This window comes from Glaciihabitans sp. dw_435 (assembly GCF_018449675.1).
In the GTDB taxonomy this organism is placed as follows: domain Bacteria; phylum Actinomycetota; class Actinomycetes; order Actinomycetales; family Microbacteriaceae; genus Glaciihabitans.
The window spans coordinates 291,386-315,688 of the sequence record NZ_JAAVUZ010000002.1; the positions used below are offsets into that span (position 1 = coordinate 291,386).

The following is a 24,303-nucleotide window of genomic DNA, read 5'->3' on the forward strand; positions in this document are numbered from 1 at the left end:
GTATGCGCGGCTGGGGCTCGGCGTCGGTGTATGCAGGCGCCGCCGGGAGTTGGCACCGCGGGGTGGGCGCCGCCAGACGTAGGCGCCGCCGGGTGTTGGCGCCGCCGGGAGTCAAGCTGCCGGCTACCGGCAGCTAGCCCAGGCTCTCCTGCAGCTTCGCGGTGAGTTCGGCGGCGTCGAAGTAGTTGTTGATGACGATCACGTCCGCCCACGTCTTGCCGATGGCGTCGACGAATTCTGCGCTGGTGAGTATGACCTGTGCGTCGGACGCGGCCGTCTGGATCGACGCGATGTCGGCGGCCGTGACATCCGCTTCAATACCGAGCCTGGCGAGCACGCGCTCGGCGTTGACCTTGAGGATTCCGCTCGAGCCGATGCCCGCTCCGCAAATAGCTACGATCTTCATGCCTGCACCCCCATGATGCGTTGCACTTCTGCCACCGTCGTCGCGGCTGCGAGTGCGGGAATCGCACTGGCGTCGTTGAACACATTAGCGAGATCGGCCACGGACGCGAGGTGTGTTTCCGCCGACACGACCGCAAGCCCGAGAATCACGCTCACCGGATCGTTGTGGGGATGCCCAAAGTTAACGGGGGTGGCGAGAGTGACGATGGCAAGTCCGTCGGCGAGAACCTCGGGACCCGGCCGGGCGTGAGCGAGGGCCAGGCCCGGCGCGATGACCACGTAGGGGCCGTACTGCTCGATCATGCGCACCATCTCGTCCGCGTAGGACGGCAGCGTCGCGCCCGACCGCACAAGCGCGTCGCCGGCAAGTCGCACGGCGCCGCGCCAGTCTTCGGCCGTGGCGCCGAGGATGATCGCTTCTGCGGGAAGAGACGGCAGCGGCATTTAGACCCGCCCGAACCCGGCCGAGATCTGGTCGGCGAGGTCCTCGCGGTCCTCGATCGGCAAGAAGGCGGCCGCAGCGGCGTTCAGTTGGAAGACCTCGAAGTCGCTGAGGTCATACCCGAAGGCATCACTCAGCAGCACGAGCTCGCGACTGAGCGAGGTACCGCTCATCAGGCGGTTGTCGGTGTTCACCGTTACCCGGAATCCGAGCTGGTAGAGCAGGTCGAACGGATGATCCACCAGCTCGTCACCCCACTGGGCGAACGCGGCCGTCTGGACGTTGCTTGAGGGGCTCAGTTCCAGAGCGATCTGGCGGTCCTTGACCCACTGGGCGACCGGGCCGAGGGTGACGTAGGTGTTCTCGTCGTCCTCACGCTCGCTCGCGATGTCCTCGGCGATACGGACGCCGTGGCCGAGGCGGAGGGCGCGTCCGTCGAACAGGGCGCCCTTGATGCTCTCGATACCGGCAGCCTCGCCCGCGTGAACGGTGGTGGGCATGTAGTTCTTGGCGAGGTAGTCGAACGCGTCGCGCAGGTTGCCCGCGGGGAATCCGTCTTCGGCGCCGGCGATGTCGAAGCCCACGACGCCGTTGCCGCGGTGGCGAACTGCCAGCTCGGCGATCTCCAGACCGCGGTTGGCGTGACGCATGGCGCTGACCAGCTGGCCGACGCGAATGTCTGCGCCGGTGGACCGGACGCTGTCGACACCGGCGTCGAGGCCCTCCTGCACCGCTTCGACGACCTCATCGAGGGTGAGGCCGCGTGCGAGATGCTGTTCGGGAGCCCAGCGGATCTCGCCGTAGATGACGCCGTCGGCGCCCAGGTCCTCGACGAAATCGCGGGCGACACGGATGAGCGCTTCGCGGGTCTGCATCACGGCCGTTGTGATGTCGAAAGTCTTGAGGTACTCAACGAGCGAGCCCGAGTTGCTCTGCTGCTCGAACCAGGTGCCCAGCTCCGTGGCATCCGTCGTCGGAAGTTCGAAACCGATCTCGTCAGCGAGTTCGATGATCGTCTGCGGGCGTAGTCCACCGTCGAGGTGGTCGTGCAGGGAGATCTTGGGAAGAGCGCGAACGTCAGCGCCACCGCCCGACAGCAGGTAGTCCTCAGGAACGGTGTTCATGCTCGAAATTCTACTAGCCGTAGAACTTCGGCCGCGGCGTTCTGCCCTGAGCGGGTAGCACTCTGCACGATCGTGCACGGGATGCCTCGAAGCTGAGCACCCCGGGCGGTTCCGGCATCCCGCCTGAGGCCGGCGCGCGCGTGGCCCGGCAGGTCCGGCACCCGCCTGCTAGCCGCGCCCAGGTAGCCCCGCGGTTCCAGCACCCGCCTGCTGGCCGGCAGCTCGGCAGGCCGGCGGTTCCTTAACCCGCCTGCGGGCAGGCAGCTCGGCAGCCCGGCGGGCCCAGCACCCGCCTGCAGGCCGGCAGTTTGGTAGCCCGGCGGTTCCTTTACCCGCCTGCGGGCCGGCACCTAGCTAGCCGATGCGACCGGCGATGAGGGGACCGCCGGTGAGAACCTCGTCACCGACGTTCCCGATGCGGTACGCGCCGACGACGGCCTGCAGCGCACGTTCGAACCGCTCCGGCTCGTCGGTGCTCATCGTGAAGAGCGGCTGACCCGCGGTGACCGCATCTCCCGGCTTCGCGTGCAGGTCGATGCCTGCCGCGTGGTGCACCGGATCCTGCTTGCGAGCACGGCCCGCGCCGAGGCGCCACGCGGCGACCCCGAACGGAAGAGCCTGCTGCTCCACGAGGACGCCGCTGTGGGTGGCCCGGACAACGAGCGTCTCACGGGCTACGGGCAGCGTGGCATCCGGATCCCCACCCTGCGCGCTGATCATGCGACGCCAGGTGTCCATGGCGCGGCCATCCTGCAACGCTGACTCAACATCAGCATCGGGCTGCCCGGCGAGGGCGAGCATTTCGCGGGCGAGGGCGAGCGTGAGCTCGACGATGTCGGAGGGGCCACCACCAGCGAGAACCTCGAGAGACTCGCGCACCTCGTTGGCGTTACCGATGGCATATCCGAGCGGCACGTTCATGTTGGTGAGGAGGGCTGTCGTGGCGACGCCTGCATCCGTGCCGAGCTGCACCATGGTTTCGGCCAGCTCGAGACCGCGGGCCGGATCCTGGAGGAAGGCGCCGGAACCGAACTTCACGTCGAGCACCAGGGCCGCGGTGCCCTCCGCGATCTTCTTACTCATGATCGACGATGCAATCAGCGGGATCGATTCGACGGTTCCGGTGATGTCCCGCAGGGAGTACAGCTTGCCGTCCGCGGGGGCGAGCCCCGATCCGGCCGCGCAGACGACGGCACCGACGTCCTCGAGCTGACTGTAGAAGTCCTCGTTGGTGAGGGACGCGCGCCAGCCGGGGATGCTCTCGAGCTTGTCGAGCGTCCCACCGGTGTGGCCGAGCCCCCGCCCGGACAGCTGCGGCACGGCAACTCCGAACGATGCAACCAGGGGCGCCAGCGGGAGGGTGATCTTGTCACCGACGCCGCCCGTCGAGTGCTTGTCCGTCGTGCGCTTGGACAGGCCGTCGAACTTGAGTCGCTCGCCGCTGTCGATCATGGCGAGGGTGAGATCGCGAATCTCGGTGCGTTCCATTCCGTTGAGGAAGATCGCCATGGTCATCGCGGACATCTGCTCGTCGGCGATATACCCACGCGTGTAGGCGTCAATCATCCAGCGGATCTGGGCGGTGTTCAGGACCCCCCGATCGCGCTTGATACGGATCAGATCGACGACGTCAAAGGGTTCGATGGCCATGGCACCAGTATGCCGGTGCCGGTTGGGGATCACCCATCCCCGCGGAGCCGTCATCCGCGGGGCTATGTGGCTATCGTGCGCAGTCGACTATCGCCTCCGCGATCGCAGACTCGTGACCCCGGGATGCGGTGACCATCTCCATCGACAATCAGGCGACGCGGGCTGGCTTTGCCAGGCCGCTCCACTGTCGAGGACGGCGGTTCGGTACTCCGCTCGATAGCGGAGGGAGTCGGTACTCCGCTTGATTGTGGCGGACGGCGGTCCGGCCACGAGAGGGACTAACCCGCGTAGTCGATGAGCTGCCGGGGCCCGAACGCGTCGGGGAGCACCTCGTCGATGGTCTTCACACCGGAGACCGTCGCGAGCAGCATGCCATCGGCAGAGTGTTCGTAGAGCAGCTGGCGGCAGCGTCCACAGGGCATGAGGGCGTTGCCGTGACCGTCCACGCAACTGAATGCGACTAGCTTTCCTCCGCCGGTCAGGTACAGCGTGGAAACCAATGCGCACTCGGCGCAGAGACCGATGCCGTAGGAAGCGTTCTCCACGTTGCATCCCACAATAATTCGTCCGTCGTCCACCAGTGCGGCGGCTCCCACCGGGAAGTTCGAGTAGGGCGCGTACGCCTTGCCCATGGCTTCAGTGGCGCGTGACTTGAGGAGATCCCAGTCGATGTCGGTCATGTTCGTGTTTCCTACTGCTTGATGTACGGACGACCCGCAGCAGCGGGGCCGCGGGCGTGACCAACGAGACCGGCGACCGCGATGAGCGTGACGAGGTACGGCGTCATGGCGATGAGGTCCGACGGGATGGTCGATCCGGCCTGGCCGGCCCAGATGCGGAAGTTGCGCGAGAAGCCGAACAGCAGTGCCGCGCAGGCAGCCAGCCACGGGTTCCAGCGACCGAGGATGACAGCGGCGAGGGCGATATATCCCTGGCCGGCAGACATCTCGCGTACGAACGCCCCGACCGAACCGATCGTGAGCGCGCCGCCGCCGAGGCCGGCAATCATTCCGGCGACGGTGACCGTCCAGAAGCGGGTGCGCTTGACGTTGATACCGACGGTGTCGGCGGCGAGCGGGTGCTCACCGACGGCTCGGATGCGCAGGCCCCACTTGGTCTTGAACAGCACGACGTAAACCAGGGGAACGAGCACGAACATCGCGTAGGTCGTGATGCGCTGGTTGAACAGCACGCCACCGATAACGGGGATGTCGGAGAGGAACGGAATCGGCAGGAACGGAAGCGTTCCGGGGAAGTTGTACTCGGCCGAGTTGTCGTTCAGCACCGACGCGTACAGGAAGTTGGTGATGCCGATGGCGAGCGCGTTGAGCACAACACCGACGATGACCTGGTCGACGAGGTAGACGATGGAGAACGCGGCGAGCACGAGGGAGACGAGCGCTCCACCGATCATTGCCGCGATGATGCCGAGCGTCAGGCTACCGGTGATGCTGCCGGTGACCGCAGCCGCGAAGGCTCCGATGAGCAGCTGGCCCTCGATAGCGATGTTCACGACACCGACGCGCTCACCGATGACGCCGGAGAGTGCTCCGAAGACGACGGGAGTCGACAGGGCGAGAGCTCCGGTGAGGAGGAACTCGACGGGAACGCGTCCGCCAGCACCGACCCAGCCGACGAGGGACCAGACCAGGAGCACGCCGAACGGAATGATCAGCCACATCGGCACCTTGCGGCGCTGGCTCGCAAGCCACGTCGCGACGACCGCGATGGCGAGCATCAGAATTCCGATGGTGAGACAGAACGTCTTCGAGTTGACGACAAAGTCCGGCAGAACAATCGCGTCGCTCGTGTCCGACCAGCCGAACGCGACGGTGCGGGCGTCGCCGAAGATGCCGAAGCAGATCAGCCAGATGAGCGCGAGCACTCCGAGGACGATGGGCGTCTTCCAGCTGCGGGGAACGTCGATTGCGACGGGTGCTGCCAGACCCTGGGTGGCGTTGACCGTGGTCACTTCTTCACCTGTCCTCTCGTGAAGCGTGCTCTCCACCATTGCTTGATCAACGAGTTGGTCGCCGGTTTCGGCAGACGGAATATCGCGCGGATGAGCGGCGGAGCCGCAATGAACAGCACGATGACGCCCTGAACGACGCCGAGCACCTCGGGCGAGATGCTCTCGACCTGCATGGCAGGAGACCCGGCCTTCATGGCGCCGAACAGCAGACCGGCGAGGAAGACTCCCCCGGCGGTTGACCCACCGAGCAGCGCGACCGTGATCGCATCGAAGCCGATGCCGGAGTCGATGGTGGGCGTGAAGCCCGTGTTGCGGCCCAGAGCCTGGTTCACGCCGGCGAGACCGACGAAGGCGGCGGAGGCAGCCATCGCCAGGATGTAGATGCGACCAACGTTGATGCCCGCGGTCTTCGCCGCGTTGGCATTGAGGCCGACCGCGCGGAAGCGGTACCCGATGGTCGAGCGCTCCATGAGCCACCAGTACAGAACCGTCGCGGCGACCACGAGAACGAAGCCAAGGTGCAGCGCGAACCCGTCACCCAACAGCAGCGGGAGCTGTGCGGTGGCATCCGGTGCCGGTGTCTTCGGGTTTCCCGAGGCATCCGGCGCCTGCAGAATCGGCGTGCGCATGAGGAAGCTCACGAGCGAAACCGCGATGTAGTTGAGCATGATCGTCACGATCACCTCGTTCGCACCGGTGCGTGCCTTGAGGAATCCGACGATTGCGCCCCACAGTGCGGCACCAAGGATGCCGAAGATGATGGCAACGATGAGGTGGATGCCCCATGGCAGGTGCCACTGGAAGCTCACGAATCCCGCAAAGGCCGCACCGACGAGAAGCTGTCCGCCACCACCGATGTTGAACAGTCCGACGCGGAAGCTGAGAGCGATACCCAGACCGGCAGCGATCAGCGGGGACGCGAGTCGCAGCGTCTCCGTCAACGGACGGATTCCCTCGGCGAAGGTCGTCGCGGTGGTGTCGTAGATCGAGCCGCGGAAGAGTGCGCCGTAGCCGGTGGACACGGCGTTCCACGCGGCGGTCAGCAGGTCGCTCGGGCGCGAGAAGAAGTAGCCCGCGCTGGCGAGTACGTCTTCGTTGGTAGCGATGATCAGGATCGCGCCGACGACGAATCCGACGACCAGAGCGAGGAGGGTGCGAACAACGCCGCCGCCCAGGATCTCTCGCATGAGTTCGTTGGAACGCGACGGAGCCGGGATCTCCTCGTCAAGCGGGACAAGGAGCCCGGTGTTTTCGGGGTTGCTCATGCTGCGATACCCGCCATCATTTCTCCGAGGGTGGTTCGTGACGTTGTGGCGTCGACGATTCCGACAATTTTTCCGCGATACATCACGGCGATACGGTCCGCGAGACTGACGACCTCGTCGAGTTCGGTGGAGACGATCAGAACCGGGATGCCTGCATCACGCGTCGCGATGATGCGGTCGTGCACGAACTCGATCGAGCCGACGTCGAGACCGCGAGTGGGCTGCGATGCAATGAACAGCTGCAGGTCACGCGAGAGCTCGCGAGCCAACACGACCTTCTGCTGGTTTCCACCACTCAATCGGCCGGCAAGGGTGTCGGTTCCCTGGGTGCGGATGTCGAACTCGGTGATCGCCGAGGAGGCGAAGTCTTCGAGGTAGCCGAACTTGATGTTCAGGCCCGAGGCGAAGGGGTTACCCGTGCTCCGGTCGAGCATCAGGTTCTCGGCGACCGTGAACTCGCCGATGATGCCGTCCTTCTGGCGGTCTTCCGGCACGAAACCCACACCGGCGTCGAGCACCTTGCGCACGCTGGAACCAACGAGCTCGGTACCGTTCAGCCGGATCGATCCGCTGACGTGCGAGCGCAATCCGAGAATCGCTTCGGTGAGCTCGGTCTGTCCGTTGCCCTGCACGCCGGCGATGGCGAGCACTTCGCCCCCGCGGATGGTGAAGGACACGTCGTCGAGAAGGTGGTTGCCGAGCGCGTCGAGTGCGGTGAGGTGCGCGACGTCGAATTCCTTCGCCGTGAACTGCGGCTCGTCCTTCTTGACGGTCAGGTCGACAGCGCGACCGACCATCAGCTCGGCCAGCTCGCTCGTGGACGAGGTGGGGCTGGCGGTTCCGACGATCTTGCCGAGCCGCATCACGGTGATCCGATCGGCAACCTCGCGTACTTCGCGCAGCTTGTGAGTAATGAAAACAATGGATGTCCCGGACGCGGCGAGCCCGCGCATGATGACCATCAGCTCGTCGGTCTCCTGCGGAGTCAACACGGCGGTCGGTTCATCCAGAACAAGAACGCGAGCATCGCGAGCGAGGGCCTTGATGATCTCGACCCGCTGCTGGACGCCCACGGGAAGGTCTTCGACAAGCGCATCGGGATCGACTTCGAATCCGAAACGCTGGGAGATCTCGCGCACGAGGGCGCGGGCCGCTGGGAGGTCGAGAAGGGTGCCGGCCCTGGTCGGTTCGTGGCCGAGCATCACGTTTTCGGCGACGGTGAAGACGGGGATCAGCATGAAGTGCTGGTGCACCATGCCGATTCCGGCGGCCATCGCGTCGCCGGGTCCGCTGAAGGTGACGGCGGTGTCATCCAGCAGGATCTGGCCCTCGTCGGCGTTGTAGAGGCCGTAGAGCACGTTCATGAGGGTGGACTTTCCCGCCCCGTTTTCGCCGAGCAGGCAGTGGATCTCACCCGGTTCGATGGTCAGGCTGATGTGGTCGTTTGCCACAAGGGCTCCGAACCTCTTGGTGATGCCGCGCAGCTCAAGCTTCATGTGCCCCTGGGCCTCCCGTCCAACTGGTGTCTGGATTGGTCGTCTCATGGGCGATCGCCCGGAGTCGATTCTGCCAGCAATTTGCGTGGGCAGATGCAAAACGTCGGGGCAGCATGCGCTGCCCCGACGTTCTGAGTGTTACTGGAGAGTTACTTGAGCGGGTCGATGCTTCCGTCGATGATCCCGGCCTTGAGCGTCTTCAGCTTGTCCTTGATCTCGTCCGAGACCTTGCTGTCGAACGCACCGAAGTCAGAGAGGTCAGTGCCGTCGTTCTCGAGGGTTCCGAGGTACGCCTTGCTTGAGAAGCCGTTCTTGATGGTGTCGTCGATAACGTCGTAGACGGCCTGCGTCATGCGCTTCTCAACCGAGGTAAGAACGAGGTCCTTGTATTCGGGCGAGGTGACGGCGATGTTCTTGTCAACACCGATGAAGACGACGGGCTTGCCCGACTCCTTGATGGCTTCAGCGGTTGCGCTGAAGAGGCCACCGGCGACGGGGAAGATGACGTCGGCGCCGTCAGCGATCTGGCCGGCGCTGATGGTCTTGGCACCCTCGGTGTCGCCGAAGCTCTTGCCGGGGTCGGTGAAGGTTCCACCGCCACCAACGGGAGCGCCGAGAACCTTGACCGCGGTTCCGGTCTCCTTCTCGTACGCCTTGGCTCCGTAGTAGAAGCCCTCCATGAACTCGGTGACGGCGGGGATGTCGAGTCCACCGTAGGTTCCGATGACCTTCGAGGTGCTGTACGCGGCGGCGAGGTAGCCAGCGAGGTAGCTGGACTGCGCCATCGAGTAGTTGATCGCCTTGAGGTTCGGCGTCTTGGCGGCGTCGGTGACCGAGCCGTCAATGGTGACGAAGTTGAAGTCGGGGTTCGCGGCAGCTGCAGCGTTCACCGGGTCAATGAGGTTGAAGCCGACGGCGAAGGTCAGGTCGCACTTGGCGGAAACCATCTGCGCCAGGTTCGGGTCGAAGTCTTCGGTGCTGTTGGACTCAGCGTCGGCGGTGGTGATGCCGAGGTCGGTCTTTGCCTTCATGAGGCCTTCGTACGCTGCCTCGTTGAAGGACTTGTCCTGCCAGCTGCCCTCATCGGAAACTGCGCAGCCCTTGAAGTCGACGCTCTTGGCGGTCGACGAAGCGGTGGGTGCTGCCGAACATCCGGCGAGCAAAAGACCGGCGGCGCCGAGAAGCGCCAATCCGGCGAGACCGCGCTTGCGCGTGATTACGTTCACTAGTAAGTCCTCCTGATACAAGCCCCGGCCATACCGGGGCGGCTACCGGACACGTTACCCAGTGCTACGAACCGCTTGCGCGCAAATCCGGTCTATGCAACGGAGACGTTATGAAGCTGGGACACGGATTTAACGTTTCCGAAATGTCAGGACCAATGGCGGTCGGCTGGTGCCCCTCGAATCGGTGGTGCGATGCAACGGACGGGCGAAGCCCCGGGTCATCCGTTACGCGTCGAACGGCCTGTTCGGCACCGAGACCTTCGACACCAGCTCTTCCAGGTACGAGGAGAAACCGGGCGCATCGATGGCATCGATCACGGTCGCGTTGGCCTCGAGGCCGTGGACGCCCCAGGACATCGCGGCGTAGCCCCGGGTCAGGTCGGATGACGTCTCGATGTCGACGGCGTAGCGCGCACTCGCGGTCACGAGTTCCGGGTGCAGGAGGACCGCGGCGGTGAGGGAATCGGGGTGGGTCGATCCGGGGATTCCGACGCTCTCGTCGAACTCGACGGTGGTTCCGACGACGCGGCTGAAGAAGGCGGCCAGCGGGGTGTCGATGGCGGCGATCTCCGCCAGGCGCTCGCGGGAGAAGACCGCGTCGCGCAACGTCAACGGTGCCCACGGGATGACGGTGATGTCGAATCCGGCCTCGAAGACGGTCTTGGCCGCCTCGGGGTCGACGTAGAAGTTGTACTCGGCGGCCGCCGTGATGTTGCCCCGGGCGTTGTTGGACCCGCCCATGATGAAGAGCTGCTTGACGTTGGTCACAAAACGGGGGTCCTTGACCGCCGCCATCGCGATGTTGGTGAGCGGTCCGATGCAGACGATGGTGATCTCGCCGGGGTTCGCCGCGGTGAGCTCGATGAGAGCGTCGACGCCGTGCTGCTCGCTCGGTTCGAGCCCCTCCACGTTCATGCTGAGTCCGCCGGCACCGTCGCCGTGCACGTTCTCTGCCGATACCCATTCGCGGGTCATCGGGCGGCGGCATCCGAGGTGCAGCGGAACCTCGCCGAGGCGACCTGCCACATTCAGCGTGAGGTAGGCGTTGAGCACCTGGCGTTCGAACCCGACGTTTCCCGCGACCATCGTGATCGCGCGCAGGTCGGCGACCGGATCGAGGAGCCCGATCAAGAGGGCGACGCAGTCGTCCTGGGCGGTGTCGGTGTCAATGATGAGCGGGATGCTGCCGGAAGTCATGCAGACCAGCGTAGGGCCGTTGCATGATGCGTCCGGCACGGCGCAGGTAGCGAGCGCCGCGTGGGACGCGTGGGTCGCGTGGGACGCGTCGGACGCGTCGGACGGGTGGGTCACGTCGGACGGGTGGGTCACGTCGGACGGGTGGGACTCGAAGGATGCGCCCCAGTGCACTGGACTGGTGGGCGGTGAGGTGCCCCGCCGTCCGAGGTGTCGGGCCGGCGGGGCATCCGCTATTTAGAGGACGTCGGTGCTTCCGCTGAGCTTCAGCGCATCGACGACCGACTTCACGCGCTGGGCGTGGGCAGTCGTGGTGACAAGCAGGGCGTCGTCGGTGTCCACAACGATGATGTCGCTCACGCCGATCAGCGTGATCAGACGCTTGGTCTGCGTAACGACGACGCCGCTCGACGAATCGGCGAGCACACGGGCGTTCTCTCCGAGGATGGCGAGATCGGACTTGCGGCCCGACGCGTGCAGCTTGGCGATGGAGGCGAAGTCGCCCACGTCATCCCAGTCGAAGTCGCCGGGGATCACGGCGAGACGACCGGCGGCGGCCGCAGGCTCCGCGACCGTGTAGTCGATGGCGATCTTGGTGAGGCCCGGCCAGATGCGGTCGACAACAGCACCACGCTCGGGGGTGTCCCACGCGGCGGCGAGCTCGAGGATGCCCGCGAGCAGTGCGGGGTCGGACTCACCGATCTGCTCGAGCAGGCGGTCGGCGCGCGCGATGAACATGCCGCCGTTCCAGAGGTAGTTGCCGTCCGAGACGTACTTCTCCGCGGTCTCCAGGTCGGGCTTCTCGACGAAGCTGTCCACGGCGAGCGCGCTCGGTGCGTGCTTGATGTCGAGAGCGGCTGCGCAGCGGATGTACCCGAAGCCGACGGCGGCCTCGGTCGGGGTGATGCCGATCGTGGCGATGTATCCGGCGTCCGCGGCGGCAACGGCCTCGATGACCGCGCGCTTGAAGCGGGGGCGGTTGCCGATCACGTGGTCGGCCGCGAAGGAACCGATGATCACGCCGGGCTCGCGCAGCTCGAGGATCGCGGCCGCGAGTCCGATGGCGGCGGACGAGTCGCGCGGTTCGCTCTCGAGCACGACGTTGAGGTCGGCAAGTTCCGGAATCTGCGACTCGACGGCGGCGCGGTGGGCGCGACCGGTGACGACCATGATGCGCTGTTCACCGGCGATGGGAACAAGACGGTCCCAGGTGTCGCGCAACAGCGTTTGACCGGAACCGGTGAGGTCGTGCAGGAATTTGGGAGCGTCAGCACGGGACAACGGCCACAGCCGGGAGCCAATTCCACCCGCGGGAATCACCGCGTAGAAATGGTTGAGGGAGTTCTGGCGTTCAGACATGACCCCAACCATAGGTTAAGTTCCCATTCATCCCCCCGAAACCCTGGCCGCATAGCGTGTGAACCATCGGCTAACGAACGGGAGCGGATCGAAACCATGCGAGTCGTAGTAGTCAGCGAAAGTTTCCTCCCCACCGTCAACGGAGTCACCACGAGTGTCCGTAAGGTGCTCGATTACCTGAGCGCCCACGGACACGACGCACTCGTCATAGTTCCGGCCGCCGGGGCGCCCTCCAGCTACGCCGGCTTCCCCGTCGTCGAGCTGCCCGCGATCGCCTACCGCCAGTTTCCGGTCGGCCTTCCCAACCCCCAGGTGCAGAAGCTGATCGCGGACTTTGCTCCCGACGTTGTGCACGCCGCATCTCCCTTCCTCCTCGGCGCCCAGGCGATTGCCGCGAGCAACCGGTTGGGGATCCCCTCTGTCGCAATCTTTCAGACCGATGTGGCCGGATACGCCCGGCGCAATCACCTCGGTGCCGCGACAAAGTTCGCCTGGCGGGTCATCCGCTGGATCCATGGCGATGCCGACCTCACGCTCGTGCCGTCCTCGACGTCGCGCGCCGATCTGGAACTCGCCGGCATCAAGCGCCTCGAACGATGGGGTCGCGGCGTCGATCTCGACACCTACCACCCGCGTAACCGGCGGTCGGAGGCCACCGCAGCGCTCCGCGATCGCCTCGCGCCGAACGGCGAGGTCATCATCGGCTACGTGGGACGCGTCGCTCCCGAGAAGCAACTCGAGCGCATGGCCGCGCTGAGTGGGCTGAGCGGTTTCCGCCTGGCGATCGTGGGAGACGGGCCCTCGATGCCGTCCATCAAGCGCGTGCTCAAGGGCATGCCGGTCACCTACCTCGGCCCGCTGCGCGGCGAGGAACTCGCCACCGCTTATGCGAGCTTCGACATCTTCCTCCACACGGGCGCCGAGGAGACCTTCGGCCAGACCCTGCAGGAGGCTTTCGCCAGCGGCCTGCCGGTGGTGGCGCCGCGCGCCGGTGGCCCGATTGACCTCGTCGATGTGGGCGTCAACGGATATCTCTATGAAGTGGATGACCCGGCGCAGCTGCGCGCGCAGGTGAAGTCCCTCGTGCGCGATCCATCCCTTCGGTTGCGCATGGGTGAGGCCGGCCGCCGTTCCGTGCTCGGCAAGACGTGGGACGCGACGTGCGATCAGCTCATGGCGTACTACGAGAGCGCCATCGCGTCGAGGAAGCGTGCGACCGTGACATCCGCTTCCGTGCCGTCCCCGGTGGGGATCGGTGCGCGTTCCGCTGGCACACGCACCAATGCGACGACCGCAGACGTGCCAGGCGACGTCGCCCCTGTGACGTCCACCACTGCGGGCGCACCGCTGAACGATCTGCCCGCTCCCGCCGTCACCGAATTCGAAGTGTCTTGAAGTCGAGCTAATTAGGGTCCCCTTGGCAGCGATAGCCGTAGCGTCTGCTTAGACTGGAAGCTGTTCGATCACAGAACTTCAGTCGGCCGCCGTGACGCGGTCCCGATCATCCGCAAGGAGGGTTGCTCGTGCCAAAGACGACGGCGGGAACCCTGGAGACGCCTGGCGCCCCCACTCCCAAAATCAAAGCTCCTCGCCGACCGGCAGGAACCCTGTATCGCGGTCGAGAAGGAATGTGGTCGTGGGTCCTTCACCGGATTACCGGTGTGGCCATCTACTTCTTCCTCCTCGTGCACATCCTGGACACGTCGCTCGTTCGGCTGAGTCCCGAGGCGTACAACGCCGTGATCGGCACGTACAAGACGCCGATCATGGGACTCGGTGAACTCGCCCTCGTGATCGCCATCGGGTACCACGCGCTCAACGGGCTGCGCATCATCCTGATCGACTTCTGGAGCGTGGGCACCCGGTACCAGAAGCTGATGTGGTACATCGTGCTCATCCTCTGGGTCATCCTCATCGCGGGGTTCGCACCGCGCCAGCTCATGCACGTTTTCGGGAGTTAGACGATGACTGCGATTCCCGTTCCCCGCTCCGGCGACACCGCGCCGCGAAAGAAGCGCCGCGTCAACTGGGAAAAGTGGGGCTGGATCTACATGCGTGTCAGCGGGGTCTTCCTCGTTGTGCTGATCTTCGGCCACCTCTTTGTGAACCTGGTGTCCGGTGAGGGCGTGAAGGCGATCGACTTCGCGTTCGTGGCCGGCAAGTGGGCCAACCCGTTCTTCGTCGTGTGGGACACCTTGCTGCTCTGGCTCGCCCTGATTCACGGCGGCAACGGCATGCGGACCCTCGTCAACGACTACGCGAACAACCGCACGCTCCGCAAGGTGCTGCTGATCGCGATTCTTGCTTCAACCGTCATTCTTATCGTGCTGGGAACCCTTGTGATTTATACCTTTGACCCGTGCCCGACCGGCGGAGACGCCAGTCTGCTTCCCGACTTCTGCAAGGCGGGCTAGTTAGTGACGGACTACAAGGACGGCGACATCGTTGACGGCGTTCACTACCACCAGCACGACATCGTCATCGTTGGAGCCGGAGGCGCAGGCATGCGTGCCGCCATCGAGGCGGGCCCCCACGCCAGCACCGCGGTGATCTCGAAGCTCTATCCGACCCGGTCCCACACGGGCGCGGCCCAGGGCGGCATGGCCGCAGCGCTCGCAAACGTCGAGGAAGACAACTGGGAGTGGCACACCTTCGACACCGTCAAGGGAGGCGACTACCTCGTCGACCAGGACGCCGCGGAAATCCTCGCGAAGGAAGCCATTGAGGCGGTCATCGACCTCGAGAACATGGGCCTTCCGTTCAACCGCACGCCAGACGGCAAGATCGATCAGCGTCGTTTCGGTGGTCACACCGCCGATCACGGCAAGACCCCGGTTCGCCGGGCTTGCTACGCGGCCGACCGCACCGGCCACATGATTTTGCAGACGCTGTTCCAGAACTGCGTGCGCCTCGGCATCAACTTCTTCAACGAGTACTACGTGCTCGACCTGATCATGTCCGAGGTCGATGGCGAGAAGAAGCCAAGCGGCGTCGTCGCGTATGAACTTGCCACGGGGGTCATCCACGTCTTCCAGGGCAAGGCCGTGATCTTCGCCACCGGCGGATTCGGCAAGATCTACAAGACAACCTCGAACGCCCACACCCTCACCGGTGACGGAGTCGGCATCATCTGGCGCAAGGGTCTGCCGCTGGAGGACATGGAGTTCTTCCAGTTCCACCCCACCGGACTGGCCGGACTCGGCATCCTCCTGTCGGAGGCGGCCCGCGGCGAGGGCGCAATTCTGCGCAACAGCGAGGGCGAACGCTTCATGGAACGGTACGCCCCCACGATTAAGGACCTTGCGCCCCGCGACATCGTGGCCCGCTGTATGGCGACGGAGATTCGTGAGGGTCGCGGAGGCGGACCGAACAAGGATTACGTCTACCTCGACATCACCCACCTCTCCAAAGAGGTCATCGACGCGAAGCTGCCGGACATCACGGAGTTCGCCCGCACGTACCTCGGCGTCGAACCGTACACGGAGCCGGTGCCGGTTCTTCCGACCGCGCACTACGCGATGGGCGGCATCCCGACCAACGTCAACGCCGAAGTTCTCAGCAACAACACAACGGTGGTTCCCGGCCTGTACGCCGCGGGCGAGTGCGCTTGTGTGTCGGTCCACGGGTCCAACCGCCTGGGCACGAACTCGCTCCTGGACATCAACGTGTTCGGCAAGCGGGCCGGCAACAATGCCGTGGAGTACGTGAAGACCGCGGAGTTCGTCCCGCTCCCGGAGAACCCCGCCGGCTTCGTGATCGGCCTCATCGACTCGGCCCGTAACTCGAATGGAACCGAGCGCATCGCTGCAATCCGCAAGGAGCTGCAGGATTCGATGGACCGCAACGCTCAGGTATTCCGTACCGAGGAAACGCTCGTCGAGGTCACGAAGGTCATCGCCGGACTGCGCGAGCGTTACAAGAACATCGTCGTCCAGGACAAGGGCAAGCGGTTCAACACCGACTTGCTTGAGGCGATCGAACTCGGGTTCCTCCTCGATCTCGCTGAGGTCGTCGTGTACTCAGCGATGTCCCGCAAGGAGAGCCGTGGCGGTCATTTCCGGGAAGACTTCCCCCTCCGCGACGACGCCAACTACCTCGTTCACACGATGGCGTACCTCACCGGTGACGCCCACTCGTCGGACGCCGGGGATCACATCAAGCTCGACACCAAACCCGTCGTGATTACGCGTTACCAGCCGATGGAAAGAAAGTACTGATGAGTACAGCAATTCTGGACAACAAGCCCAACGTTCCCGAGGTCATCCCGACCTTCACCGCGACGCTCATCATCCGCCGCTTCGACCCGGACGTGGACGACGAACCCCGCTGGCAGGACTTCGACGTTGAGGTCTACCCCACTGACCGCATCCTCGACGCGCTGCACAAGATCAAGTGGGAGCAGGATGGGTCGCTGACGTTCCGTCGCAGCTGCGCCCACGGAGTCTGCGGGTCCGATGCGATGCGCATCAACGGCCGCAACCGTCTCGCCTGCAAGACCCTCATCAAGGACCTCGACCTCTCGAAGCCCATCTACGTGGAGGCCATCAAGGGTCTTCCGCTGGAAAAGGACCTCGTCGTCAACATGGACCCGTTCTTCGAGTCCTTCAAGGCAGTGCAGCCCTTCCTCATCGCTTCCTCGAAGCCGGACAAGGAACGCCTGCAGTCCGTCACGCAGCGCGCCCGCTTCGACGACACCACGAAGTGCATCCTCTGCGCGGCGTGCACGTCGAGCTGTCCCGTCTTCTGGACCGACGGCCAGTACTTCGGGCCCGCCGCCATCGTCAACGCACACCGCTTCATCTTCGACTCACGTGACGAGGGCGCTCAGGTTCGACTGGACATCCTCAACGACAAGGAAGGTGTGTGGCGTTGCCGCACCACCTTCAACTGCACCGACGCGTGCCCCCGTGGCATCGAGGTGACCAAGGCCATCGCCGAGGTCAAGCAGGCCATCATCCGCGGCAAGGTCTAGTTCACACCTCACCACATCGTCGGTCGCGACCGTGCGACGGTCCTCGGGCGCTTTGCGTGTGATGGTGGCGTGACGGATGTGGCGGCTGACGTCGGCTAGGTCGGTTATGTCGGCTTGGTCTCCGAAGCTAACCGGCGGCACCGAGCCGGGCCGGTCGGTGACGGGAGTCCGGTCGTCGGTTCCGTTGGTGGCGGCTGCCCCATCAGAGCCGTCGGCCCGGGCTACGACTTTGGCTCGGGCTACGACTTCGGCTCGGTCGGCGGCGCCGGCTCGGCGGTCGGCTCGGCGGTCGGCTCGGCGGTCGACCGCGCACTTCGATTGGAAGCTTGGATCGCCGTGATGATGGGGTTCTTGCTCGGCATGGGGCGGAGCTTCCGCGCGGGGTCGACGGATGCTGGTGGCCGCAACCAATAGGTTCCACCGTCGCGGATGATCTCCCATCCGTTGTTGTGAATCAGCATGTGGTGATGTCGGCAGAGCAGGATTCCGTTGGCGATCTCGGTCTTACCCTTGTCGCGTTTGTACCACTCGACGTGATGCGCCTCACACCATGAGGGTGGCCGAGAGCACCCCTGGACGCGACATCCACCGTCCCGAACGGCGAGCGCAACTCGCTGGCGCGATGTGAAGAGCCGCTGTTCGGTTCCAAAGGCGACGACCTGACCGCTGGGATCGATGGACACGTTGACCGTGGCGCCGTCGCAAATGAGGCGTTCGAGGGTCTGGAGGGAAACCGGGTCACCCGACTCTTCCAGGTGGGCGGAGCGCGGCCGGAGGGCGTTCGGTTGGGCGACACCCGACGGTGCGGTGTCTGGCTGGACGACACCCGACGGTGCGGTGTTCGGCTGGGCGACACCCGACGGTGCGGTGTCCGGCTGAACGACACCCGACGGTGCGGTGTCCGGCTGAGCGGCGTTCGGCGGGGCGGCGGTCGTCGGAACGGCGGTCGTTGGAACCACGGTCGTTGGAACCGCGGTCAGCGGGACGCTATCGGTCAGGTCGCTGTTCGGCGGTGTTGCCTCGAGGCCTGCTGACTCCGGCTGGGGACCGAGGTCAGCGGGGTCGCGCCGAATCGGGCCGGCGTGAGTGGGGGCCTGGGGCTCGCCGGACTCGGTCTGGGTGGGACCGCCAGGCGAGCTGACAGGCACGACGGTGCGGGTCGCTACTGTGTCGGCAGTGGTGACGACCCGCACCGCGGGGGCTCGCCCGCGGAGGCGAGACCTGTCAGCCGCGACGCCTGCTCGCACAGCAACGATGAGCGTCTCGACATTGATTTGCGCGTTCGACCGGGGATCGTCGATGATGCGCTGCGCGTGTTCCTTCTGGGCGTCGTCCGCCATGCGGGGTCCCCCGCGTCGCGGGTTTGTGCCCTGGTCAAGCACGCCGAGGAGGTATCCGCCGTTCTCGGGGGTGAGCAGTCCGTGAATGGCAACCATGCCGTCGGCACGGCGATGCGCCTTGAGATATTCCTGGTCGGCTTGGTGCTTCTCGCGGCGGGCGACGGCGAGCACGTCCATCTCCTCGCGGTAGCGGCGGGCCGCGCGGAACAGTTCGTCTGGGGTGAGTCGGACACCGGCGGTGTTGACCCCGGTGGCGTCCTCGAGGAGAGTGGCGCACGCGGCATCCACCTGTTCCACACTCACGCCGTGATCGGGTACGCCGATGCCCCGACGGATGGCGTTGGCGCCGTCCAGCGAGACGGCGCCGTCGATGAGGGCCGTGGCGAGGGTGGACTTCCAGGCGGAGTCAGCGAGCAGTGATTGGGCGGAGTCGGGATCGATGGCGGCGAGCTTTTCGATGTCGTCGACCTCGCTGAGGAGGGTTCCGACATCGATGAGTGTTCCGGCGGCGTAATCCTGCAAGCCGGTGTGGGACTGGATGAGGGCCTCGGGAGTGCGGAATCCCTCCCGCTGGGCGAGACCGGCGTAGCCCAGGTCGTGGTGGGATCGGCGCGCAATTTCCCCCGCGATGCGGGCGGCGACGAGGTCGATGGTGCGGCGGTGCGCACTGACGGTGTCGAGCGCGGTGCGGAGCCGCGAGTCATCCATTTCGCTGAGAGAGGTGAGGGAGACCGCGACATCCGCGACCGCGCCCGCCGATGACAGGATCTGCCGGTTCAGAGGGTTCGCATCCGCTGTCATGAAACGAGTGTCACCGACGTTGCGGATGCCGTCCCGGCGAGAACGGGGATCTGTGCATAACCCCGCCTGTGGAAAACCGCGCCGGGCTGATGCGGCGATGGAGTGATACGGCAGTGGCGAAGAGGGAAAGAGGGGAAGCGGGTGGATGCCCCGGGCGAACGCCTGCGCGGAGGGCAGGGCAGGGCACACGCGGGCGGGCACACGCGTGGGGCCGGCCGGCCGGGCACACGCGGGCAGGCAGGCACACGCGGGCGTGCGGCCGGGCACGCGGGCAAGCACACGCGGGCGGGCAGCCGGGCACGGGCGGGCGGCGCTCTTGGCTAGGCTGACCGCATGTCGCCCGCTCCCCTCGCCAGGGTTACCGCCCGCGTTTCCGCCATCGTTGCCCGTGTTGTGAAGCTGAAGCCGGTGCGCGTGTTCACCGAATACGGCTCCCGGCGCGGCCCCATCCTCGCGAGCGGTCTGGCATACCAGGCGATCTTTGCCGTGTTCGCCGCCATCTGGGTGGTGTTCTCGGTGATCGGGCTCTTCCTGGAGGCCAACAAGCCGCTGCAGGACTCGCTCTTCGCCCTGATCAGCACCTCGGTGCCGGGGCTTCTCGACACGGGAGACGGCACCGGAGCCATCGACACGAAGACCCTGCTGGAGACCGGCGTGCTCAGCTGGACCGGCGCAATCGCCCTCGGCGGTTTGTTCTTCACCGCGCTCGGGTGGCTGGCGTCCGGCCGTGATTCCGTGCGCACCATGTTCGGCCTCGGGGCGCCCAAGACGAACTTCATCCTCCTCAAGCTCAAGGACCTCGGGCTCGGGCTCGGCTTCGGTGTCGCCCTGCTCGTGTCCGCCGCGATGTCGGTTCTCAGCACCTCCGCCCTCGACGTGGTCTTCGGATGGGTGTCGATCGACCCCGACAATTCCATCGCCGGCATCGTCATCGTGCGTATCGTCGGTCTGCTGATCGTTCTGGGTCTCGACACCATCGTGCTGGCGGCGTTCTTCCGTTTCGTCGCGGGGATCCAGATTCCGTTCCGTAGGCTCGCGGGCGGTGCCCTGCTGGGCGGCATCGGACTCGGTGTGCTCAAGGCTCTGGGAAGCGTGCTGCTCGGCGGCGCCACGAACAACCCTCTCCTTGCCTCCTTTGCGGTGATCATTGGTCTGCTCATCTGGTTCAACCTGACCTGTCAGGTGATCCTGATTTCCGCCGAGTGGATTGCGGTCGGGATGACGGATGCCGGGATCCCCTTCGATCGCAAGGCGGAAGCGGCCCGCCTTGCCGAAGTCGAGCGTCTCGCCGCCGAGGCGGCCCTCGAATCACAGAGGAAAGCGGACGAGGACGCCGCCGCCCGCCCCCGCGGGCTCGCGCGGCTGTTCCGGCGGAAGAAACGCGCAGAGAAGCAGTAGCGATACGGGCGCGACTCGCGACGGTCGGGCACGGTCGCGAGGCGGTCGCGGCGCGGTGCGGTTCTGCCGCGGTGCGGTTCTGCCGCGGTGCGGTTCTGCGTGACGGGGTGCGGCGAGCCCGAGGCATCCGCCCCTCGTCTTCAAGGTCGGAGGTACTCGGTAAACTTTTCTCATGGCAAAGCCCCTCCGTATTGCGACCATTAACACCAACGGCGTGCGCGCCGCGTTCCGCAAGGGAATGGGTGACTGGCTGGCGACGCGCGACGTCGACATCCTCGCGATTCAGGAGGTGCGTGCCTCGACCGAAGACCTGCAGGGCCTGCTCGGGCCGGACTGGGACATCCTGCACGACGCCGCCACCGCCAAGGGCCGCGCCGGCGTCGCGATTGCCAGCCGAGCTGGAGCGCACGGCGAGGGTCCCACGATTCACCGGGTCGAGCTCGGCGACGAAGACTTCGACAGCGCCGGTCGCTGGCTCGAGGCCGACTACGAGGTCAACGGCAAGATCGTCACGGTCGTGAGCACCTACGTGCACTCGGGCGAGGTCGATACGCCGAAGCAGGTCGAGAAGTACAAGTTCCTCGACGCGATGACGAAGCGCCTCCCCGAGCTCGCCGCCCACAGCGAATACGCGGTGGTGATGGGTGACCTCAACGTCGGTCACCGCGAACTCGACATCAGGAACTGGAAGGGCAACGTGAAGCGCGCCGGCTTCCTGCCCACCGAGCGTGCCTACTTCGACCGCTTCTTTGGCCCGCTGGGCGAAGAGGTCACGGGTGTCGACGGATCGACCGGTGCCGGCCTCGGCTGGATCGACATCGGCCGCCAGCAGTCCGGCGAGGTCGACGGCCCCTTCACCTGGTGGAGCTGGCGTGGCCAGGCGTTCGACAACGACACCGGCTGGCGTATCGACTACCAGATGGCCACGCCCGCCCTCGCCGCCACCGTCGCGAAGTACACCGTCGACCGTGCCGAGTCCCACGACAAGCGCTGGAGCGACCACACTCCCGTCGTCGTTGACTACGACCTGTAGTCACTCCCGTTAGCAGCAGCCCCACACGCAGCAGCGCAGCAGCAACCCCGCCCGGGGTGCTTAGCTGCTTCGTGCGGTACCGCGGACGTTCCGATTCGGGATGCCTCGCGGTGGGGCATCCGCTTCGCACAAGCCGAACTACTGAAAGACTGTTCCCATGAGCACTCAGCCCCGCCTCTTTTCCGGTATGCAGCCGTCCGCCGATTCTCTCCAGATCGGTAACTACATCGGCGCGCTGCTGCAGTGGAAGGAGCTCCAGCTCACCAACGACGCGGTCTTCTGCGTCGTCGACCTGCACGCGCTGACGGTCCCGCAGGATCCGGCATCGCTCGCCGCCCAGACCCGTCGCACCGCCGCACAGTACATTGCCGCGGGCATCGATCCCGAGAAGTCGATCCTGTTCGTGCAGTCCCACGTGCCGGCGCACTCGCAGCTTGCCTGGATCCTTAACACCATCACCGGATTCGGCGAGGCCAGCCGCATGACCCAGTTCAAAGACAAGGCCGCCAAGCAGGGAACCGACAGCGCCTCGGTGGGCCTGTTCGCCTACCCGACGCTGATGGCCGCCGACATCCTGCTGTACAGCACCACGTCGGTGCCGGTCGGCGACGACCAGCGCCAGCACATCGAGCTCACGCGCGACCTGGCGGTGCGCTTCAACTCGCGGTTCGGGGAGACCTTCGTCGTGCCCGAGGCCACCATCATGAAGGAATCGGCGCGCATCTACGACCTGCAGAACCCGACGTCGAAGATGAGCAAGTCGGCGGCATCGGATGCCGGTGTCGTGTGGTTGCTCGACGACCCGAAGGTCACCGCTAAGAAGATCAAGTCGGCCGTGACCGACGACGACCGCGAGGTGCGCTTCGACCGGGAGAACAAGCCCGGCGTCTCCAACCTGTTGACCATCCTGTCGTCGTTCACCGGCAGCGCGATCCCGACCCTCGAGGACGAGTTCGCCGGTCGTGGCTATGGCGACCTGAAGGGCGCTGTCGCCGAGGCCGTCGTCGAGACCTTCGCCCCGATTCGCGAGCGCACGCTGGAATTGCTGGATGACCCGGCCGAGCTCGACCGGATCCTGGCGACGAACGCCGACCGCGCGGAAGCCATCGCTGCCCCGATGCTCGCCACCGTCTACGAGCGCATCGGGCTGATCCCCCGCAGCTGACCGATGAAACCCGTTGTCCTCCAGACACCACGGCTGTGGCTCGACAGCCCGGTGATGACGGACGCCCCGGCGGTCGTCGCCCACTGTCAGGACCCCCTGTTCGAGAAGGTGCTGACGCTGCCGTGGCCGTACACGCCGGCGGACGCTGAGTTCTTCCTGCGCAAGTTCGTTCCGAACGGATGGGCCACGAAGCGCGAGTACATCTGGGCGATCCGCACCCACGAGGGCGGCCCGTTGATGGGGATCGTCAGCTACCGCACCGGCGGAAGCGACGTCGGTTTCTGGCTCGGCGCCGAGCACCGCGGTCAGGGCTACATGCCCGAAGCCCTCGGCGCGGTCACCCGGTGGGTGTTCGGCCAGGGCGTGCGCGAAATCCTGTGGGAGTGCGTCGCGGGCAACACCGCCTCGGCCACCACCGCGCGCAAGAGCGGCTTTCGCTTCACGGGCGAGGGGCCAAGCACACTGCAGTTCCGAGATGGCTCCTTCCCACCCGGCTGGCATGGCGCCTTGCATGTGGATGACTCGGTGCCGGCGTTTGCGGACTCAAGTGCGGCCACGTGGCCGGAGTACACGCGGCCGGCCGGCGGCGAGGTCGGCGGGGTCGAGGACAGCGGGGTCGAGGTCGGCGGCAGCAAGGTCGGCGGTGGTGGCGGCAGCACTTCACCTCGCGTATCCGTGGTGCTCTTCGATCTCGATGACACCCTCTTCGCGCACCGCAGGGCCGTCGCCATCGGGGTCACCGCGCACCGCGAGGCCCTCGGCGGACGCATCGCCGCGGCCGATGCCGTCGCCGAGCTCGCGCGCTGGCACGCCCTCGAGGAACTGCACTACCACCGCTACCTCAGCGGCGAACTCGACTACCTCGGGCAGCGTCGCGCCCGCTCCCGCGCATTCGTGGAGCCCTTCGGCATCACGCTCGCCGATGACCGCGTTGCCGACGCCTGGTTCGACGCTTACCTCGTCGAATACCAGCGGGCGTGGACGCTGCACGACGACACTCTCGACTGCCTCACCGAGCTCAGCGAGCTGCATCCGGCCGTGCGGCTGGGGATCATCACCAACGGCGACCTCCACTTCCAGCAGTCCAAACTCGACGGCGTCGGCATCACCGCCTGGTTCGAGCACGTCATCACCTCGGGCGAACTTGGGTACGCCAAACCAGACCCGCGCATCTTCGCCCACGCGTGCCGCGAGTTCGGTGTCCGCGCCGCCCAGGCGCTCTACGTCGGTGACCGCCTGCGCACCGACGCGATCGGGGCCGCCAATGCGGGGCTCACGGGTGTGTGGCTGGATCGGACAGCGGATGCCACGGACGACGAGAACACGGCGGCCGGGGCATCCGGTGTCCGTGTCATTCACTCCCTGCGCGAGCTGCGCGCCATCGTCGCACCAGCCTCCTGACGGACCGACGCCCCGCCCGCACGTTACGAAGAATGTCGCGACGGGCGCCGGCGGGCGCCG

Annotated in this window: 21 protein-coding genes; 9 read left to right on the forward strand and 12 right to left on the reverse strand. The window is 65.8% G+C overall.

Annotated features, from left to right (window positions below):
* Window positions 1-133 precede the first annotated feature (133 nt).
* The 11 genes from HB677_RS04165 to HB677_RS04215 all read right to left on the reverse strand — a co-directional run bounded on the left by HB677_RS04165 (window position 134) and on the right by HB677_RS04215 (window position 12,133).
* The gene (locus tag HB677_RS04165) at window positions 134-406 is read right to left on the reverse strand and encodes a PTS sugar transporter subunit IIB (RefSeq protein ID WP_213814407.1); all 273 of its coding nucleotides are present in this window, start codon (window positions 404-406) and stop codon (window positions 134-136) included.
* Window positions 403-849, reverse strand: a complete 447-nt coding sequence (locus tag HB677_RS04170; protein ID WP_213814408.1) for a PTS sugar transporter subunit IIA — start codon at window positions 847-849, stop codon at window positions 403-405. Before HB677_RS04170 ends, HB677_RS04165 begins: the two co-directional genes overlap by 4 nt.
* Window positions 850-1,971: an adenosine deaminase gene (locus HB677_RS04175; RefSeq protein ID WP_213814409.1), complete on the reverse strand. Its 1,122-nt coding sequence runs from the start codon at window positions 1,969-1,971 to the stop codon at window positions 850-852. It abuts the gene before it with no gap.
* 354 nt (window positions 1,972-2,325) lie between these two features.
* On the reverse strand, window positions 2,326-3,621 hold the full coding sequence (locus HB677_RS04180; protein WP_213814410.1) for a thymidine phosphorylase: 1,296 nt from the start codon (window positions 3,619-3,621) through the stop codon (window positions 2,326-2,328).
* Between the two features lie 278 nt (window positions 3,622-3,899).
* Window positions 3,900-4,301: a cytidine deaminase gene (locus HB677_RS04185; protein WP_213814411.1), complete on the reverse strand. Its 402-nt coding sequence runs from the start codon at window positions 4,299-4,301 to the stop codon at window positions 3,900-3,902.
* An 11-nt stretch (window positions 4,302-4,312) separates the two neighbouring features.
* Entirely contained in the window at window positions 4,313-5,593 is a 1,281-nt protein-coding gene (locus HB677_RS04190; RefSeq protein ID WP_307852471.1) for an ABC transporter permease, read from the reverse strand.
* A complete protein-coding gene (locus HB677_RS04195) occupies window positions 5,590-6,858 on the reverse strand; it encodes an ABC transporter permease (RefSeq protein ID WP_213814413.1) in 1,269 nt (422 codons plus the stop codon). Before HB677_RS04195 ends, HB677_RS04190 begins: the two co-directional genes overlap by 4 nt.
* The gene (locus HB677_RS04200; protein WP_213814414.1) at window positions 6,855-8,354 is read right to left on the reverse strand and encodes an ABC transporter ATP-binding protein; all 1,500 of its coding nucleotides are present in this window, start codon (window positions 8,352-8,354) and stop codon (window positions 6,855-6,857) included. Before HB677_RS04200 ends, HB677_RS04195 begins: the two co-directional genes overlap by 4 nt.
* 149 nt (window positions 8,355-8,503) lie before the next feature.
* Window positions 8,504-9,580, reverse strand: coding sequence for a BMP family protein (locus HB677_RS04205; RefSeq protein WP_213814415.1), 1,077 nt, complete (start codon window positions 9,578-9,580; stop codon window positions 8,504-8,506).
* 225 nt (window positions 9,581-9,805) lie between these two features.
* Window positions 9,806-10,777 (reverse strand): nucleoside hydrolase, encoded by a 972-nt coding sequence (locus HB677_RS04210; protein WP_213814416.1) that lies wholly within the window; start codon window positions 10,775-10,777, stop codon window positions 9,806-9,808.
* A 234-nt stretch (window positions 10,778-11,011) separates the two neighbouring features.
* Complete coding sequence (locus HB677_RS04215; protein ID WP_213814417.1) at window positions 11,012-12,133, reverse strand: mannose-1-phosphate guanylyltransferase; 1,122 nt, start codon at window positions 12,131-12,133, stop codon at window positions 11,012-11,014.
* A gap of 96 nt (window positions 12,134-12,229) precedes the next feature.
* Here HB677_RS04215 and HB677_RS04220 point away from each other — a divergent pair, with 96 nt between their 5' ends.
* From HB677_RS04220 to HB677_RS04240, 5 genes are all read left to right on the forward strand, one after another.
* On the forward strand, window positions 12,230-13,528 hold the full coding sequence (locus HB677_RS04220) for a glycosyltransferase family 1 protein (RefSeq protein WP_213814418.1): 1,299 nt from the start codon (window positions 12,230-12,232) through the stop codon (window positions 13,526-13,528).
* Window positions 13,529-13,680: 152 nt separating this feature from the next.
* Window positions 13,681-14,094, forward strand: coding sequence for a succinate dehydrogenase, cytochrome b556 subunit (gene sdhC / locus HB677_RS04225; RefSeq protein WP_255546212.1), 414 nt, complete (start codon window positions 13,681-13,683; stop codon window positions 14,092-14,094).
* Between the two features lie 3 nt (window positions 14,095-14,097).
* Entirely contained in the window at window positions 14,098-14,547 is a 450-nt protein-coding gene (locus HB677_RS04230) for a succinate dehydrogenase hydrophobic membrane anchor subunit (RefSeq protein ID WP_213814419.1), read from the forward strand.
* Between the two features lie 3 nt (window positions 14,548-14,550).
* Window positions 14,551-16,350 (forward strand): succinate dehydrogenase flavoprotein subunit, encoded by a 1,800-nt coding sequence (sdhA, locus tag HB677_RS04235; RefSeq protein ID WP_213814420.1) that lies wholly within the window; start codon window positions 14,551-14,553, stop codon window positions 16,348-16,350.
* Entirely contained in the window at window positions 16,350-17,105 is a 756-nt protein-coding gene (locus HB677_RS04240; protein ID WP_213814421.1) for a succinate dehydrogenase iron-sulfur subunit, read from the forward strand. The genes sdhA and HB677_RS04240 overlap by 1 nt, the downstream gene beginning before the upstream one ends.
* 239 nt (window positions 17,106-17,344) lie before the next feature.
* On the opposite strand, the gene HB677_RS04245 is transcribed toward HB677_RS04240, so the two are convergent.
* Window positions 17,345-19,246 carry an HNH endonuclease signature motif containing protein gene (locus HB677_RS04245; RefSeq protein WP_213814422.1) on the reverse strand — a complete coding sequence of 634 codons (1,902 nt, stop codon included), beginning with the start codon at window positions 19,244-19,246 and terminating at the stop codon, window positions 17,345-17,347.
* Window positions 19,247-19,579: 333 nt separating this feature from the next.
* Here HB677_RS04245 and HB677_RS04250 point away from each other — a divergent pair, with 333 nt between their 5' ends.
* The 4 genes from HB677_RS04250 to HB677_RS04265 all read left to right on the forward strand — a co-directional run bounded on the left by HB677_RS04250 (window position 19,580) and on the right by HB677_RS04265 (window position 24,243).
* Window positions 19,580-20,644: a YihY/virulence factor BrkB family protein gene (locus HB677_RS04250; RefSeq protein WP_213814423.1), complete on the forward strand. Its 1,065-nt coding sequence runs from the start codon at window positions 19,580-19,582 to the stop codon at window positions 20,642-20,644.
* A gap of 172 nt (window positions 20,645-20,816) precedes the next feature.
* On the forward strand, window positions 20,817-21,677 hold the full coding sequence (locus HB677_RS04255) for an exodeoxyribonuclease III (protein ID WP_213814424.1): 861 nt from the start codon (window positions 20,817-20,819) through the stop codon (window positions 21,675-21,677).
* Window positions 21,678-21,834: 157 nt separating this feature from the next.
* Window positions 21,835-22,842: a tryptophan--tRNA ligase gene (gene trpS, locus HB677_RS04260; RefSeq protein ID WP_213814425.1), complete on the forward strand. Its 1,008-nt coding sequence runs from the start codon at window positions 21,835-21,837 to the stop codon at window positions 22,840-22,842.
* 3 nt (window positions 22,843-22,845) lie between these two features.
* Window positions 22,846-24,243 carry a GNAT family N-acetyltransferase gene (locus HB677_RS04265; protein ID WP_213814426.1) on the forward strand — a complete coding sequence of 466 codons (1,398 nt, stop codon included), beginning with the start codon at window positions 22,846-22,848 and terminating at the stop codon, window positions 24,241-24,243.
* The last annotated feature ends 60 nt before the right edge of the window (window positions 24,244-24,303 follow it).